This window comes from Comamonas sp. UBA7840 (assembly GCF_002501455.1).
In the GTDB taxonomy this organism is placed as follows: Bacteria; Pseudomonadota; Gammaproteobacteria; order Burkholderiales; family Burkholderiaceae_C; genus Comamonas; species Comamonas jiangduensis.
In genome coordinates this window covers 29,607-44,549 of the sequence record NZ_DLTI01000022.1, presented here as the reverse complement: position 1 = coordinate 44,549, position 14,943 = coordinate 29,607, and the positions used below count along the sequence as shown (strand labels likewise).

The 14,943-nt window shown below is 60.2% G+C and carries 13 protein-coding genes; 12 read left to right on the top strand and 1 reads right to left on the bottom strand.

From position 1 onward, the window contains the following. Nucleotides 1-76: 76 nt before the first annotated feature. From slmA to B3R00_RS07260, 11 genes are all read left to right on the top strand, one after another. Nucleotides 77-766, top strand: coding sequence for a nucleoid occlusion factor SlmA (slmA, locus tag B3R00_RS07310; RefSeq protein WP_219162808.1), 690 nt, complete (start codon nucleotides 77-79; stop codon nucleotides 764-766). Nucleotides 767-967: 201 nt separating this feature from the next. Next, nucleotides 968-1,669 carry a TetR/AcrR family transcriptional regulator gene (locus B3R00_RS07305; protein ID WP_286998363.1) on the top strand — a complete coding sequence of 234 codons (702 nt, stop codon included), beginning with the start codon at nucleotides 968-970 and terminating at the stop codon, nucleotides 1,667-1,669. Between the two features lie 42 nt (nucleotides 1,670-1,711). Beyond that, nucleotides 1,712-3,508, top strand: coding sequence for an acyl-CoA dehydrogenase C-terminal domain-containing protein (locus B3R00_RS07300; RefSeq protein ID WP_286998362.1), 1,797 nt, complete (start codon nucleotides 1,712-1,714; stop codon nucleotides 3,506-3,508). A 57-nt stretch (nucleotides 3,509-3,565) separates the two neighbouring features. After that, a complete protein-coding gene (locus B3R00_RS07295) occupies nucleotides 3,566-4,000 on the top strand; it encodes a DUF2147 domain-containing protein (RefSeq protein WP_286998361.1) in 435 nt (144 codons plus the stop codon). 211 nt (nucleotides 4,001-4,211) lie between these two features. After that, nucleotides 4,212-6,614, top strand: coding sequence for a 3-hydroxyacyl-CoA dehydrogenase/enoyl-CoA hydratase family protein (locus tag B3R00_RS07290; RefSeq protein WP_286998360.1), 2,403 nt, complete (start codon nucleotides 4,212-4,214; stop codon nucleotides 6,612-6,614). Nucleotides 6,615-6,782: 168 nt separating this feature from the next. Next, nucleotides 6,783-7,976 (top strand): acetyl-CoA C-acyltransferase, encoded by a 1,194-nt coding sequence (locus B3R00_RS07285; protein ID WP_286998358.1) that lies wholly within the window; start codon nucleotides 6,783-6,785, stop codon nucleotides 7,974-7,976. Nucleotides 7,977-7,979: 3 nt separating this feature from the next. Beyond that, the gene (locus tag B3R00_RS07280) at nucleotides 7,980-9,008 is read left to right on the top strand and encodes an alpha/beta fold hydrolase (protein WP_286998356.1); all 1,029 of its coding nucleotides are present in this window, start codon (nucleotides 7,980-7,982) and stop codon (nucleotides 9,006-9,008) included. Between the two features lies 1 nt (nucleotide 9,009). Further along, nucleotides 9,010-9,867 (top strand): acyl-CoA thioesterase, encoded by an 858-nt coding sequence (locus B3R00_RS07275; RefSeq protein WP_376747612.1) that lies wholly within the window; start codon nucleotides 9,010-9,012, stop codon nucleotides 9,865-9,867. A gap of 81 nt (nucleotides 9,868-9,948) precedes the next feature. Further along, on the top strand, nucleotides 9,949-10,740 hold the full coding sequence (locus tag B3R00_RS07270) for an enoyl-CoA hydratase (protein WP_219162801.1): 792 nt from the start codon (nucleotides 9,949-9,951) through the stop codon (nucleotides 10,738-10,740). Nucleotides 10,741-10,923: 183 nt separating this feature from the next. Further along, entirely contained in the window at nucleotides 10,924-11,415 is a 492-nt protein-coding gene (locus B3R00_RS07265) for a thioesterase family protein (RefSeq protein WP_286998354.1), read from the top strand. Nucleotides 11,416-11,592: 177 nt separating this feature from the next. Continuing rightward, nucleotides 11,593-12,156 carry a bactofilin family protein gene (locus tag B3R00_RS07260; protein WP_286998353.1) on the top strand — a complete coding sequence of 188 codons (564 nt, stop codon included), beginning with the start codon at nucleotides 11,593-11,595 and terminating at the stop codon, nucleotides 12,154-12,156. Between the two features lie 120 nt (nucleotides 12,157-12,276). Here B3R00_RS07260 and B3R00_RS07255 read toward each other — a convergent pair whose 3' ends face one another. Then, nucleotides 12,277-12,735 (bottom strand): acyl-CoA thioesterase, encoded by a 459-nt coding sequence (locus B3R00_RS07255; RefSeq protein ID WP_219162798.1) that lies wholly within the window; start codon nucleotides 12,733-12,735, stop codon nucleotides 12,277-12,279. 46 nt (nucleotides 12,736-12,781) lie between these two features. Between B3R00_RS07255 and B3R00_RS07250 the strand changes: the two genes are divergently transcribed. Next, nucleotides 12,782-14,602, top strand: a complete 1,821-nt coding sequence (locus B3R00_RS07250) for an ABCB family ABC transporter ATP-binding protein/permease (protein ID WP_286998352.1) — start codon at nucleotides 12,782-12,784, stop codon at nucleotides 14,600-14,602. Nucleotides 14,603-14,943: the final 341 nt, after the last annotated feature.

Sequence of the window (14,943 nt, the reverse complement as noted above, 5' to 3'; positions counted from 1 at the left end):
GTTGATCTGACAAACGGTTACTTCCACAATTCTCTGTGAGAGAATGAATCGATTTATCTGTTGATTTGCTTGCCTTATGTCCGTATCTGAAGTTCTGAGCCCTCTGACCAAAACAGCCGAGACTGTAGTTGCTAACGCCACGTTGGAGGAGCAACCCCGCACGCGCAAGCGCCCTAAACCTGGTGAGCGTCGTGAGCAGATTCTTCAGGCACTGGCAGCCATGCTGGAAAAGCCCGGCAGCGACCGCATCACCACGGCCGCATTGGCCGCCAGTCTTTCCGTCAGCGAGGCGGCGCTGTACCGCCATTTCGCCAGCAAGGCCCAAATGTTTGAAGGCTTGATCGACTTCATCGAGCAATCGGTGTTCTCGCTCGTGCAGCAAGTGGCGGGCCGCGACGGCGAAGCCCTGGAATACACCCCCGAAGACGGAGCCCGCCGTGCCGCGCGCATCGTCGCTTTGGTGCTGCAGTTTGGTGAGCGCAACCCTGGTATGGTGCGTGTGCTGGTGGGCGATGCCCTGCTGCTGGAGCACGACCGCCTGCAAGCGCGCATGAACCAGTTCTTTGACCGGATTGAGTCCACGCTGCGCCAGTGCCTGCGCCCTGCTGCAGGCGCTCTTGGCTCTGCCATGCCTACGGTGGATGCCCAAGTGGCCGCCAGCGTGTTGATGTCGTTCGTGCAGGGCCGCTTGCAGCGCTTTGTTCGCACCGGCTTTCGCCGTCAACCTACCGAGCACCTGGATGCCAGCTTGGCGATGATGATCTGAGTGGTGCCGTACTGATCCACTGCATCTACTGATGCTCCAAGGGTGACAGCCATGCTGTCACCCTTTTTTTATGGCGCTATGAATGGCTGCTTCAAGTAGCGTTGAAAAATCTCACCAAGCCAAGGGTTAGCACCAATGCTCAAAGCGAGGGGATGTTTTTACGATTAAAAAAGAACGAACGTTCGTTTTTATTGGTGATGCATGCCTTCGACCCCACACATTTTCCCTACGGTTCCCACTTCTTCCTCGCTGGTGCCTAAGCAACGCGGCGCGGCGACGGGACACCGCGTCTCTGCCAAAGGGCTCCAAACCAAGGCGCACATCATTGATGCGGCCTTGCAGCTGGCCATGCACAACGGCTTGGAAAGCCTTTCGATCGGCGGTCTGGCTGAAGTGACGCAAATGAGCAAGTCGGGCGTTTTTGCCCATTTTGGCTCACGCGAAGAACTCCAGATTTCTGTGATTCGTGAATACCACCAGCGTTTTGAGCAGGAGGTGTTCTACCCCGCCATGCAGGTCGCACGGGGTTTGCCGCGCCTGCGCGCATTGTTTGACAACTGGATGAAGCGCACAACCATCGAGCTGGATTCCGGCTGTATCTATATCAGCGGTGCGATCGAGTTTCAAGACAACATCGGCCCGGTGCGGGAAGCATTGGTCAATTCGGTCGGCACCTGGCATGCCGCGCTGCGCCGCACGATTGAGCAGTGCAAAGAGCTGGGCGACCTGCCCGTGGATGCCGATGCGGACCAAATTCTTTCTGAAATTCACGGCCTGATTTTGGTCCTGCATTACGAAGCGCGCTTTTTGCGCAGCGCTGGCGCCTTGCAGCGCGCTTTAACTGGCTTTGAACACATTTTGCAGCGCTGCGGTGACCGTGCTGCAGCCACCCCCAAGGCTTGAATTTTTCACGACTTTATTACTGATTAGACCAGGAGACACACCATGCCCAGCTACAACCCGCCTTTGCGCGATATGCAATTTTTGATGCACGAAGTCTTCCATCTGGAAGACGAGTACAAGGCATTGCCCAAGCACGCTGAGGTGGATGCCGACACCATCAATGCCGTGCTGGAAGAGGCAGGCAAGTTCGCGGCCAACGTCACTTTCCCGCTGAACATCAGCGGTGACGAAGAGGGCTGCCAGCTGGACAAAACCACGCACGAAGTGACCACGCCCAAGGGCTACAAAGAGGCCTACCAGCAATTTGTGGAAGGCGGCTGGCCTGCGCTGTCGTGCGATCCGGAATACGGCGGCCAAGGTCTGCCGTTTGCGATCAACTCGGCCTTGTACGAAATGCTCAACAGCGCCAATCAGGCCTGGACCATGTACCCGGGCTTGTCGCACGGTGCCTATGAAGCCCTGCACGCGCACGGCTCCGATGCGCTCAAGGCCAAGTACCTGCCCAAGTTGACCAGTGGCGAGTGGACCGGCACCATGTGCCTGACCGAACCCCACTGCGGCACGGATTTGGGCCTGCTGCGCACCAAGGCCGAGCCCCAGGCCGATGGCACCTACAAAATCACGGGCAACAAGATCTTCATCTCGGCAGGTGAGCACGACTTCACCTCCAACATCGTGCACCTGGTGTTGGCACGTTTGCCCGATGCACCGGCTGGCTCCAAGGGCATCAGCCTGTTTGTGGTGCCCAAGTACCATGTGAATGCGGATAGCAGCCTGGGCAGCCGCAACGGCATTTACTGCGGTGGCCTGGAGCACAAGATGGGCATCAAGTCCAACGCGACCGCGCAGATCGTGATGGAAGACGCGGTGGGTGAGATGGTGGGCCAGCCCAACAAGGGCCTGCAAGCCATGTTTGTGATGATGAATGCAGCGCGCCTGGGCGTGGGCAACCAGTCGCTGGGTCTGACCGAAGTGGCCTACCAGAACGCCCTGGCCTACGCCAAAGACCGCCTGCAGATGCGCAGCCTCTCGGGCACCAAAGCCAAGGACAAGCCTGCCGACCCCATCATCGTGCACCCCGATGTGCGCCGCATGCTGCTGACGGCCAAGGCCTATGCAGAAGGCGGCCGCGCGCTGTCCACCTTCTGCGCGTTGCTGATCGATAAAGAACTGAACCACCCCGACGAAAAAGTGCGCAATGACAGCGGTGAGCTGGTGGCGCTGCTGACCCCTATCGTCAAGGCTTTCCTGACCGACAACGGCTGGATCTCCACCACCGCCTGCCAGCAGGTGTTTGGCGGCCACGGCTTCATCAAAGAGTGGGGCATGGAGCAGTATGTGCGCGACAACCGCATCAACATGATCTATGAAGGCACCAACGGCGTGCAGGCGCTGGACTTGCTGGGCCGCAAGGTGCTGGGCAACCAGGGCGCGACGTTGAAGAAATTTGGCAAGCTGGTGGCGCAACTGGTGGAAGAAGAGGGCGTCAACGAAAAGATGGCCGAATTCATCAACCCCATCGCCATGTTGGGCGACCAGATGACCAAGTTCACCACTGAGATCGGCTTCAAGGGCATGCAAAACCCTGACGAAGTGGGCGCTGCGTCGGTGGATTACCTGCGCGTGGCCGGTCACCTGGTGTTTGGCTACCTGTTTGCCCGTATGGCGCAGGTGGCGTTGCGTGCCATTGCCGAAGGCAACACCGATCCGTTCTACGTTGGCAAGTTGCAGACCGCGCGCTTTTACTTTGCCAAGTTGTTCCCTGAGACCGTCACCCTGATGCGCACCGCCCGTGCGGGTAGCAAGGTGTTGATGGATACCGATGCTGCTCTGAATTAAGTAGCTGCCGGCGCACGTATTTCCTTCAATGTGAAATTCTTTGATACGGAGGTTTTGATGAATAAAGCGCTAGCAGCTCTGATGTTTGTAGCGTTCTCTGTGCCTGTCATGGCGCAGATGACCCCCGTGGGTCTGTGGAAGAGCTTGGATGAAAAAACCGGTGCGCCCAAGTCGGAGGTGCGCATCTCTGACCTGGGTGGTGTGCTGACTGGCAAGGTGGAGCGCTTGTTGCGCGAAGGTGCCGATCCGCATGCGGTGTGTGACAAGTGCACGGATGACCGCAAAAACGCTCCCATGGTCGGTCTGGAAATCATCCGCGGCGCCAAGCAGGCCGAAGGCAAAACCGTGTGGGAAGACGGCAAGATCCTCGACCCTGAAAACGGCAAGACCTACACCTTGCGCCTGACCCCGGTGGAAGGCGGCAAGAAGCTGGAAGTACGTGGTTCCATCGGCCCCTTTGGGCGCACCCAAACCTGGGTGCGCGTGCAGTAAGAGCCAATAACACCACCCAGAAAATCGAAGATTTGCCTTGAAGACGGGGTGCGAAGCCGCAGGCCGTAGCAGCGTACGACAAGGCAAAGCAACGACGTATCCAGGGTGGTGTTGGCGGTCTAAAGAAGAACAACGCTGACCCAGCCTGCACGGTGCCATCCTGGTGGGGCGCCGTGCAGGCCTAGCGGGTCTGCATTCCATGGAACATCTCATGTCCCGATTCAATGTGAAAAAAGTCGCCGTGCTGGGCGCAGGCGTGATGGGTGCGCAAATTGCCGCGCACTTGGTCAACGTCAAGGTGCCGGTCATTCTGTTTGACCTGCCGGCCAAGGAAGGCTCCAAGAGTGCCATCGCTGAAAAGGCGATTGCCAATCTGAAAAAGCTCAAGCCCTCGCCGATTGGCGTGGCGGAAGATGCGGACTTGATTCAGCCCGCCAACTACGAAGAACACCTGAAGCTGCTCAAGGGCTGCGACCTCATCATCGAGGCGATTGCCGAGCGCATGGACTGGAAGCTCGATCTGTACACCAAGGTCGCACCGTTCATTGCCAAGCACGCGCTGGTGGCCTCCAACACCTCGGGCCTGAGCATCACCAAGCTGAGCGAAGCGCTGCCAGAAGCCATCAAGCCCCGTTTTTGCGGCATCCACTTCTTCAACCCACCGCGCTACATGCCGCTGGTGGAGCTGATCAACACCCCCACCACCAATCCTGAGGTGCTGGACCAGCTGGAGGCCTTTGTCACCAGCGGTCTGGGCAAGGGCGTGGTACGCGCCAAAGACACCCCCAACTTCATTGCCAACCGCATCGGTATTGCCGGCATGCTGTCGACCATGAAGGAGGTCGAGAACTTCGGCCTGACCTACGACGTGGTGGACGATCTGACCGGCAAGAAGCTGGGCCGTGCCTCCTCGGGCACCTTCCGCACCGCCGACGTGGTGGGTCTGGACACCATGGCCCACGTCATCAAGACGCTGCAAGACACTTTGAGCGCCGAGACCGATCCGTTCTACGGCAGCTTTGGTACCCCCCCCGTGCTGGCCAAGCTGATTGAGCTGGGCCACTTGGGCCAAAAGACCAAGGCCGGTTTCTACAAGAAGGTGGGCCGCGACATTCTGCAGTTCGAGCTGGACAGCGAAGACTACATCCCCGGCGGTGGCAAGGCCGACGAGGTGTATGCGCGCATGCTCAAAAAGCCCGCTGCCGAGCGCCTGAAACTGCTGCGCAACGCCGAAGGCGCACCTGGCCAGTTCCTGTGGGCCATTTTGCGTAACGGGTTCCACTATGCCGCCATCCATCTGGAAAGCATTGCCGAATCGGCGCGCGATGTGGATCAGGCCATGCGCTGGGGCTTTGGCATGAAGCAGGGCCCGTTTGAGCTGTGGCAGGAAGCGGGCTGGCTGGAAGTGGCGCAGATGATCCAGGAAGACATCGACGCTGGCAAGGCGCTGTGCAACGCACCGCTGCCCAAGTGGGTGTTCGAAGGCCCTGTGGCCCAGGCTGGCGGTGTGCATACCGCCGAAGGCTCATGGAGCCCTACGCAAAACAAATTTGTAGCGCGCCGCGTACTGCCCGTCTACGAAAGACAGCTTTTCCCTGAAAAACTACTGGGTGAAACCAGCCTGCCTGACTGGAAGACGGCAGGCACCACGCTGTTCGAATCCAAGGCGCTGCGTACCTGGACGCTGGATGGCGATATTCTGATCGCCAGCATCAAGAACAAGATGCACGCCATCAGCCCCGAAGTCATGGAAGGCTTGATGGAAGCTGTGGATACGGCCGAACAAGACTTCCAAGGCATGGTGATCTGGTCCGGCGATGCACCGTTCAGCGTGGGTGCCGATCTGGAAGCCACCATGCCCGCCTTCTTGATCGGTGGCGCCGATGCCATCGACAGCATCGAGAGCGAGCTGCAGAACCTGATGCTGCGCATCCGCTACGCGCAGGTGCCGGTAGTCGCTGCGATCCACGGCATGGCACTGGGCGGCGGCTGCGAGCTGGCGGTGTATTCGGCCCGCCGTGTGGCGCACATGGAAAGCTACATTGGCCTGGTGGAAGTGGGCGTAGGCCTGATCCCCGGTGCTGGCGGCTTGACCTATATTGCCCGTCGCGCTGCTGAGAATGCCAAGAGCAGCACCAGCAAAGACATCCTGCCTTTCCTGACCGAAGGCTTTACGGCTGCGGCCATGGCCAAGGTCGGTACGTCTGCGATTGAGTCGCGCAAGCTGGGCTACCTGCTGGATTCCGACATCATCGTGCCGCACAAAGATGAGGTGCTGTTCACCGCCATCAACGAAGCCAAGAGCATGGCCGCAGGCGGCTGGCGCCCACCGCTCAAGCGCCTGTTCCCCGTGGCGGGCCGCAGCGGCATAGCCACCATCAAGGCGCAGTTGGTCAACATGCGTGACGGCGGTTTTATCAGCGCCTACGACTTCAAGATCGCCACGCTGATTGCCGAGATTGTGTGCGGCGGCGAAGTGGAAGCCAACTCAATGGTGACCGAGGAGTACCTGCTGGCGCTGGAGCGCAAGGCCTTCTGCCACCTGATTGGCCAGCCCAAGACCCACGAACGCATTTTGGGCATGCTCAACACCGGCAAGCCCGTTCGCAACTGATGAAGCTACTGCGCGTCCTTCATGCCGCGTTGGGCGGTGCTCACCATCCTCACGTACCGCAAGTACGTTGCGGTGGTTGTGCTCCGTCCGCCTTGCCTGCAGGCCGCTCGCGACGCTTCCTCAGCCGCGAACGCAGTGTCTTTCAAACGAATTTCTGAAAGATCAAAAATGAAACAAGTACAAGACGCGTACATCGTTGCCGCCACACGCACGCCCATCGGTCGTTCGGGCCGCGGTTATTTCAAAAATACCCGCCCTGATGACCTGCTGGTGGCCGCGATCAAGTCGGCCATGCTGCAAGTGCCCACGCTGGACCCCAAGGCGATTGAAGACTCCATCATTGGCTGCTCCTTCCCCGAAGGCGAGCAAGGCATGAACATGGCGCGCATCGCCATGGGGTTGGCGTTCAACCACCCTGTGGGCGGTATCACCGTGAACCGCTTTTGTGCCTCTGGCATCTCGGCCATCCAGATGGCGGCCGATCGCATCCGCATCGGTGAAGCCGATGTGCTGATCGCGGGCGGTGCCGAGTCCATGAGCATGGTGCCCATGGGCGGCAACAAGCCCTCGTTCAACCCTGCGGTATTTGCGCGGGACGAAGACGTGGGCATTGCCTACGGCATGGGTTTGACGGCCGAGAAGGTGGCCCAGCAATGGAAGGTAACGCGCGAGCAGCAGGACGCGTTTGCGCTGGAGTCGCACCTGCGTGCCGTGAAGGCCCAGCAGGCGGGCGAGTTCACCGACGAAATCACGCCCTTCGACATCGTCGAGCGTTTCCCGAATCTGGCCAACGGTGAGGTCATCACCAAGACCCGCACCGTGAACCTGGACGAAGGCCCCCGCCCGGACACCACGCTGGAAGCCTTGGGCAAGCTCAAGCCGGTGTTTGCGGCGCGCGGTTCGGTCACGGCGGGTAATTCCTCGCAGACCAGTGACGGCGCCGGCGCCTTGATTTTGGCCAGCGAAAAAGCCGTCAAGCAGTTTGGCCTGACGCCGCTGGCGCGCTTTGTGAGCTTTGCCGCCCGTGGCGTACCGCCGGAAATCATGGGCATTGGCCCGATTGAGGCGATTCCTGCTGCGCTGCGCTACGCAGGGATTAATTCGCAAGACATCGACTGGTACGAGTTGAACGAAGCCTTCGCGGCCCAGTCGCTGGCGGTGATGAACACGCTGGGTCTGGACCCGGCCAAGGTCAATCCCATGGGTGGCGCGATTGCGCTGGGCCACCCCTTGGGTGCGACCGGCGCTATCCGTGCTGCCACGGTGGTGCATGCGCTGCGCCGCCACAACCTGAAGTACGGCATGGTGACCATGTGCGTAGGCACGGGGCAGGGCGCTGCCGGCATCTTCGAGCGCGTGTAAACCATGGCAGACGCACGCACAGCCAGCCAGGGTGTCGAGGTGCGCTGGCAAGCGTCTGCGTTGGAGGTGGCAGGGGCTGCGGGGCCATTGGCCTTGCGCCACTGCCAGCCTGTTGATCAGCAAGTGCTCGGGCAGGTCATCATCGCTGCGGCGGTGGGGGTGCCGCAGCGGTTTTACACACCGCTGGCCCAATGGTTGGCTGCCCATGGCTATGCCGTCACCACCTTTGATTACCGTGGTCATGCAGAGTCTTTGCAGGGGCCGTTGAAACAGGCGCAAGCAAATTTACTCGACTGGGCTGCCGACTGTGCTGCTGTCGCACAGCACCAGCGCCAGCACATGCCCGGGGTGCCGCTGTACTGGATCGGGCACAGCGTGGGTGCGCAGTTGCCAGGCATTCATGGCAGCCATATGCCGATTGACGGCATGCTGGCGATTGCCAGTGGCAGCGGTTACTGGCGCGACAACGCGCCGCCCACACGCCGCAAAGTGCTGCTGTGGTGGCATGTGATTGCCCCCGTGGTGACGACGTTGTACGGCTGCTTTCCCGGTAAAAAATGGGGGCTGGTGGGGGACTTGCCGGCGGGCGTGGTGTGGCAGTGGCGGGCGTGGTGCATGCACCCCAACTACGGCATTGGCGTCGAAGGAGAAGTGCTGCGCACAGCGTACGCCGCTGCACGCTACCCCGTGCATGCGTTTTCGGTAGAAGACGATGAAATGATGTCCTGGCGCTCGACCGCATCGCTGGTCAGTTGGTACCGCAACTGTCCCCAAACGATGGAGCGCCTGCGCATGCTGGAGGTGCCGGGCCGCCGTATTGGCCATTTTGGGTTTTTCCGTGCCGAGATGGCGTCTTGCCTGTGGCCACGTGCCTTGGCGGTGCTAGAGCGTTGGCGTTGCGGGGAAAGCCAGCTGACGCCTAAGGGTCAGCCATCTGCAGGCACAAGCTCTACATTCTCTAAGATGGCACGGAGCACCGGGGCTTTGGATAACCAGCCCGGGCAAGGTGAGCTTTTCTCGGAGAACCCATGATATGAGCGCCCCTCAAGATTCTCACAAGGATGCAGTGACTGGCCTTCACCCCCTGGATGTCGCGTTGTGCATGACGCCGCTGCCCGACGGCTGCGTGCAAGCCCAGGCGCCTGCTGCGTACTGGAACATGGTGGGCCCCTACGGGGGTATCACCGCCGCGCAGATGCTGCAAGCCGTGCTGCAGCACCCCGCTTTGCTGGGTGAGCCCATCTCCCTCACCGTCAACTTCGCAGGCCCGGTAGAAGCTGGTGATCTGCGCATTGAAGCCGTACCGGTGCGCACCAACCGCTCGACCCAGCACTGGACAGTGGTCATGGGCCAGACCAATGCGCAAGGTGAATTTCTGGTGTCCACCACCGCCACCGTGATTACGGCCGTGCGCCGCGCTACCTTCAGCCAAGATGATGTGCCCCATCCGGCCATGCCAGCCCCCGAACGCTGCGAGCGGTTTGACACGCGCGGTGCGATGGAGTGGCTGCAGCGCTATGACATGCGTGTGGTGCAAGGTGCCATCCCCAAAACATGGGATGACAGCGAGCATGAAACCCTGTCCCAGCTGTGGGTGCGCGATGAACCTGCGCGCGCGCTGGACTTTGCGGCGCTGGCAGCACTGTGTGATGTGTTTTTCCCCCGTGTGTGGCTGCGCCGTGCACGCCGGGTTCCGGCGGGGACGGTCGGGATGACCGTATATTTCCACGCTGACGCCGCGCAATTGGCGCGCCAAGGTGATCGCCACCTGCTGGCGCAGGCCAGTGCGCAGGCTTTTCGCAATGGCTACTTCGACCAGACCGCTCAGCTGTGGGATGCCGAAGGCAGCTTGCTGGCCACCAGCCACCAAATTGTTTATTACAAAGAGTAAGGCCGTGCGCCAAGGCCGGTAGCGGTGCCTTGCACCGCCGCTGGCTGAGCGCGCGTCTGCTCTTTTTTTGCAGGAAAACCCATGACAGACACCACCCAGCAAGACATCCTGGTGCACACCGAAGCCGGTGTGCGCACCATCACGCTCAACCGCGTGGAGAAAAAAAATTCCATCACCCAAGCCATGTATGCCGCGATGGCTGCTGCATTGACCAGCGCCGTCGACGATGCTGGCGTGCGCGTGGTGGTGCTGCAAGGCGATGCCACCGTGTTCAGCGCCGGCAACGACATTGGCGACTTCTTGGCGCGCCAAAGCGGCAACGATGGCCTGCCCCAGCAAAGCCCGGTGTTTCAGTTTTTGCATGCCTTGGCAGACTTTCCCAAACCGCTGATCGCCGCCGTGGCCGGCCCCGCTGTGGGGATCGGTACCACCATGCTGCTGCACTGCGACCTGGTGTATGCGGGCGACAACGCAGCGTTTTCCATGCCGTTTGTGAACCTGGGCCTGTGCCCTGAGGCGGCATCCAGCCTGCTGCTGCCCCGCTTGATGGGCTACCAGCGCGCAGCAGAAGCGCTGCTGCTGGGTGAGCCTTTTATGGCGGAAGCCGCCTTGGAAGTGGGCCTGGTCAACCGCGTGGTGCCGCCTACCGAAGTGAATGGTGTGGCACAGGCGCAGGCCGCCAAGCTGGCCGCCAAACCCTTGTCAGCCTTGGTGGAAACCAAGCGTTTGATGAAGGGCGGCCAGCGCGATGAGGTCAAGGCCAAGATGGCCGAAGAAGGCCAAAGCTTTGGCAGCATGCTGACCCAGCCCGCAGCCCGCGAAGCCTTCACCGCCTTCATGGAAAAGCGTAAGCCCAACTTCAGCAACTGCTGAAGTTGGTAGGTCTGCGTATGTAGACCGTTAGCGCGCAGCGGGAGCGCGTTTTTGTTCAAAGAGAAAATCTTTTTTCTTAAAAACTAGAGCTGCTAGCGCTTTATTTACTTAGATTCCCGATACTTTTGTTTTGGAAATCAATGGTTTAAAAGCGCTGGCAGCTCACTTTTTTGTTGATTGCCTATGTCCCACCAACGAACGGTGCCTGCAGCGGACTTTCAGTTTGAGCCCGAATTCATGGCGGTGCTCAAGCATGTGACCGAAGAATTCATTCCTTTCAACAAGGTGCTGGGGCTCAAGCTGGAAAGCGCCAACGCCACGGTGGCCACGGCCACGCTGGAGATGAAGTCTGAGTTGGTGGGGCACGCCACCTACCAGCGTATTCATGGCGGCGTGATCAGCGCGGCGCTGGATGCGATGGCGGGCATTGCGGTGATGAGTGCCATCAGTGCCAAACACATGGACGAGCCCCCGATGAAACGTGCCGAGCGTTTTGCCAAGCTGGGGACGATTGATTTGCGCGTCGACTATATGCGCCCCGGCATTGGTGAGCGCTTCAGCGTGCGGGCTGAAGTGCTGCGGCTGGGCTCGCGCGTGGCCACCACGCGCATGGAATTTTTGAGCGAGCAAGGGGAAGTGCTGGCAGCGGGCATGGCAGCCTACATCACGTCTTGATACGTTTTTTGTAGCGAGTGCGCTTGGCAGGGCGCTGCATGCGGCGCTGGTTGTATGTGCAGGCAACAGGCGTAAGCAGACGCCACAACCGAAGTCTTTGCTTACGCTTGTTGCGAAACGAGGGTGTGGGGATGGGCCTTGGCTTTCTAAGCTCAAGGCTTTCTATCTGGAGGATGCATGGCCGTGAACAGCCCCTTTTTTACCAAGCGTGAGCCGCAAACATTTTCGACCCGTCCCGGCAGTTCGTTGGGAGGCCTATCCAGCAGCACCACGGCCGCCAGCAGTGAATCCGCTGCCAGCGCGCGCGCCGTAGAAAACAGTGCCAGCACAGCCAGTACGGTACCTGCCACAACGACCGAGCAGGGCGGCAGCAAGCTGACAGTGGGCCCCAACATTAAGCTCAAAGGCGTGGAGATCACCGATTGCGACACCCTGGTGGTGGAGGGCACGGTCGAGGCAACGATGGACTCGCGCGTGATTCACATTGCGCAGCAGGGGGCATTCCACGGCTCTGCCGAGATTGACATCGCCGAGATTCACGGTGAGTTTGCCGGATCGCTCACCGTGCGCCAAAAGCTGGTGATTCACAGCACCGGCAAGGTCAGCGGCAAGATTCGCTACGGCAAGATTGTGATTGAAGAGGGCGGCCAGCTCTCTGGGGAAATTGAAGTGGGTGTGGGCGCGCGCAGCAGCAAAACTGCCCCAGCCAGCAGCGCTGCTGTAGCCATCGCGGCTGCGTGAGTGCGGCGGCGCGCAAGCGCCGTTGCATGCGCAGCAAAAAAAGCCCAGCGCCACTGCGTCTGGGCTTTGGCGTTTCTGAAAGGCTGAAGCCGGGTGCAGCGCGCTTTCAGTCTGAAGTCTTCAGTCTTCTTGCTGGGGCAAGATGGAGGTAGGGCCTTCTTCCGCAGGCGCAGGGGTGTTCATGGGGCGGGGATTGCCTTCGGCATCAATCGCCACATAGGTCAGCACGGCTTCGGTTACCTTGACGTATTCGCCCTGGCGGCTCATGCGCTCGGCAAACACCTCGATATCGACGGTGACCGAGGTGCGCCCCACGCGGGTTACGCAGCCGTACAGCGACACCACATCACCCACTCGGATCGGGTGCTTGAAGACAAACTCTTTGACCGCTACGGTCGCCATGCGGCCACCTGCTAAACGCATGGCCAAGGTGCAGCCCGCCAAGTCCACCTGCGACATCACCCAGCCACCAAAAATATCGCCATTGGCGTTGCAATCTCCGGGCATGGGCACGACCTTGAGGATCAACTGCTTATCGGTAGGCAATGCAACGCTGGGTAAATCGGAAGGACGGGGCATGGGAGACAATCTGGCAACAAAAACGAACAACGCGGAATTGTCTCTTATGCGACGTGGTGGCGAACCAGCTTCTTCAGAACCCTCAGTTTCCAATGTGGCTAATGCGGCCGAATGGTTGGCCCTGCGCCGGTTGCTGCCCTATCTGTGGCAATACAAATGGCGCGTGCTGGCGGCGCTGCTATTCATGGTGGGGGCCAAGCTGGCCAATGTGGGCGTGCCGCTGCTGCTCAAACAGCTGGTTGATGCCTTGAATGTGCAACCCGGCGATAGCGCAGCCCTGCTGGTGGTGCCCGTGGGCTTGCTGCTGGCGTATGGCGCGCTGCGCTTTTCCACTTCGCTGTTGACGGAGCTGCGCGACCTGGTGTTTGCCAAGGCCACGCAAGGGGCGTCGCGTTCGATTGCGCTGGAGACGTTTCGCCATCTGCATGCGTTGAGCCTGCGTTTCCACCTAGAGCGGCAAACCGGAGGCATGACGCGTGACATTGAACGCGGCGTGCGCAGCACCGAATCGCTGGTCTCGTATTCGCTCTACAGCATCTTGCCCACGCTGATTGAAATGTTGCTGGTGCTGGGTATTTTGGCCTTCACCTTTGATGCCGGTTTTGCCGCCATCGCTGCTGTGGCGCTGGTGTGCTACATCACCTTCACCGTTAAAGTCACCGAGTGGCGCACCCAGTTTCGCCGCGCGGCGAATGTGCAGGATTCGGCCGCCCACACCAAGGCGGTGGATGCACTGCTGAACTACGAAACTGTCAAATACTTCAACAACGAAGACTTTGAAGCACGCCGCTACGACGAGAACCTGCAGGAATTGCGCCGCGTGCGCCTCAAAAGCCAGCGCAGCTTAAGCCTGCTCAATGGCGGCCAGCAACTCATTATTGCCACCGCTCTGGTGGCCATGCTGTGGCGGGCCACGCAAGGTGTGGTGGCGGGTGAGTTGTCGCTGGGGGACTTTGTCATGGTCAACGCCTTCATGATTCAGCTGTACGTTCCGCTGAACTTTTTGGGCACGCTCTACCGTGAAATCAAGCAGAGCATGGCCGACCTCTCGCGCATGTTTGCCCTCATGGACAAAGAGCGCGAGGTGGCCGACCCCCCTGGCGCCCAGCCCTTGCAGCTGCAGGGCCAGCCCACGGTGCGTTTTGAGAATGTGCAGTTTGCCTATGACCCCGAACGCCCGATTTTGCAGGGCGTGAGTTTTGAGATTCCCGCAGGTAAAACCGTGGCCGTGGTGGGCGCTTCGGGCGCCGGCAAAAGCACGCTGGCGCGATTGCTGTACCGGTTTTATGACGTGCAAAGCGGCCAGATTGCCATTGCCGGGCAGGACATCCGCACGGTCACGCAGGCCAGTGTGCGCAAGGCAATTGGCATCGTGCCGCAAGACACGGTGCTGTTCAACGACACCGTGGCCTACAACATTGCCTATGGCCGCCCCGGCGCCACCCAGGCACAGATTGAAGCCGTGGCCCGGGCTGCGCGCATTCACGACTTTATTGCGGCCACGCCCCAGGGCTATGCCACCAAGGTGGGCGAGCGCGGCTTGAAGCTCTCGGGTGGCGAAAAGCAGCGTGTGGCGATTGCGCGCACCTTGCTCAAAGACCCGCCCGTGCTGATTTTTGATGAAGCCACTTCTGCGTTGGACAGCCAGACGGAGCGTGCCATCCAGCACGAGCTGGCCAGCGCTGCCCAAGGCAAAACCACGCTGGTGATTGCGCACCGCCTGTCAACGGTGGTGGATGCGCATGAGATTTTGGTGATGGAGGCCGGGCGCATCATCGAACGCGGCACCCACGCGGACTTGCTGGCCCAAGGCGGGCGCTATGCCCAAATGTGGGCCTTGCAGCAAAGTGCCGATGTGGTGGAATAGGCCGTACATTCATTTTTTTGATAGCTTTAAGCGCTTGCCATACTTGTGCTAAAGCCTGATTGGATTGATTTTTTCGTGCTGGTTTGTCAAGCACTTGGCACAGCGGGATGTGTATTGGTGGGCACACTCCGCACCTACGGCGTGACCGTGCGTGGGGGGATACGGAAAGTGGTGGATAGCGCTGGGCGCTGCCGCCGCGGACGTGGATTGGCGCTAGGGCAATCGACGGTTACATTTCAGAGGGCCGCCCTTGGTTACCCCGGTTGGAACAACGGGGCTGTCCTACACTGCACGGTTTTGTGACGCTGTGCTAACGACCGCGCGCGCAGTCACATGGCCCG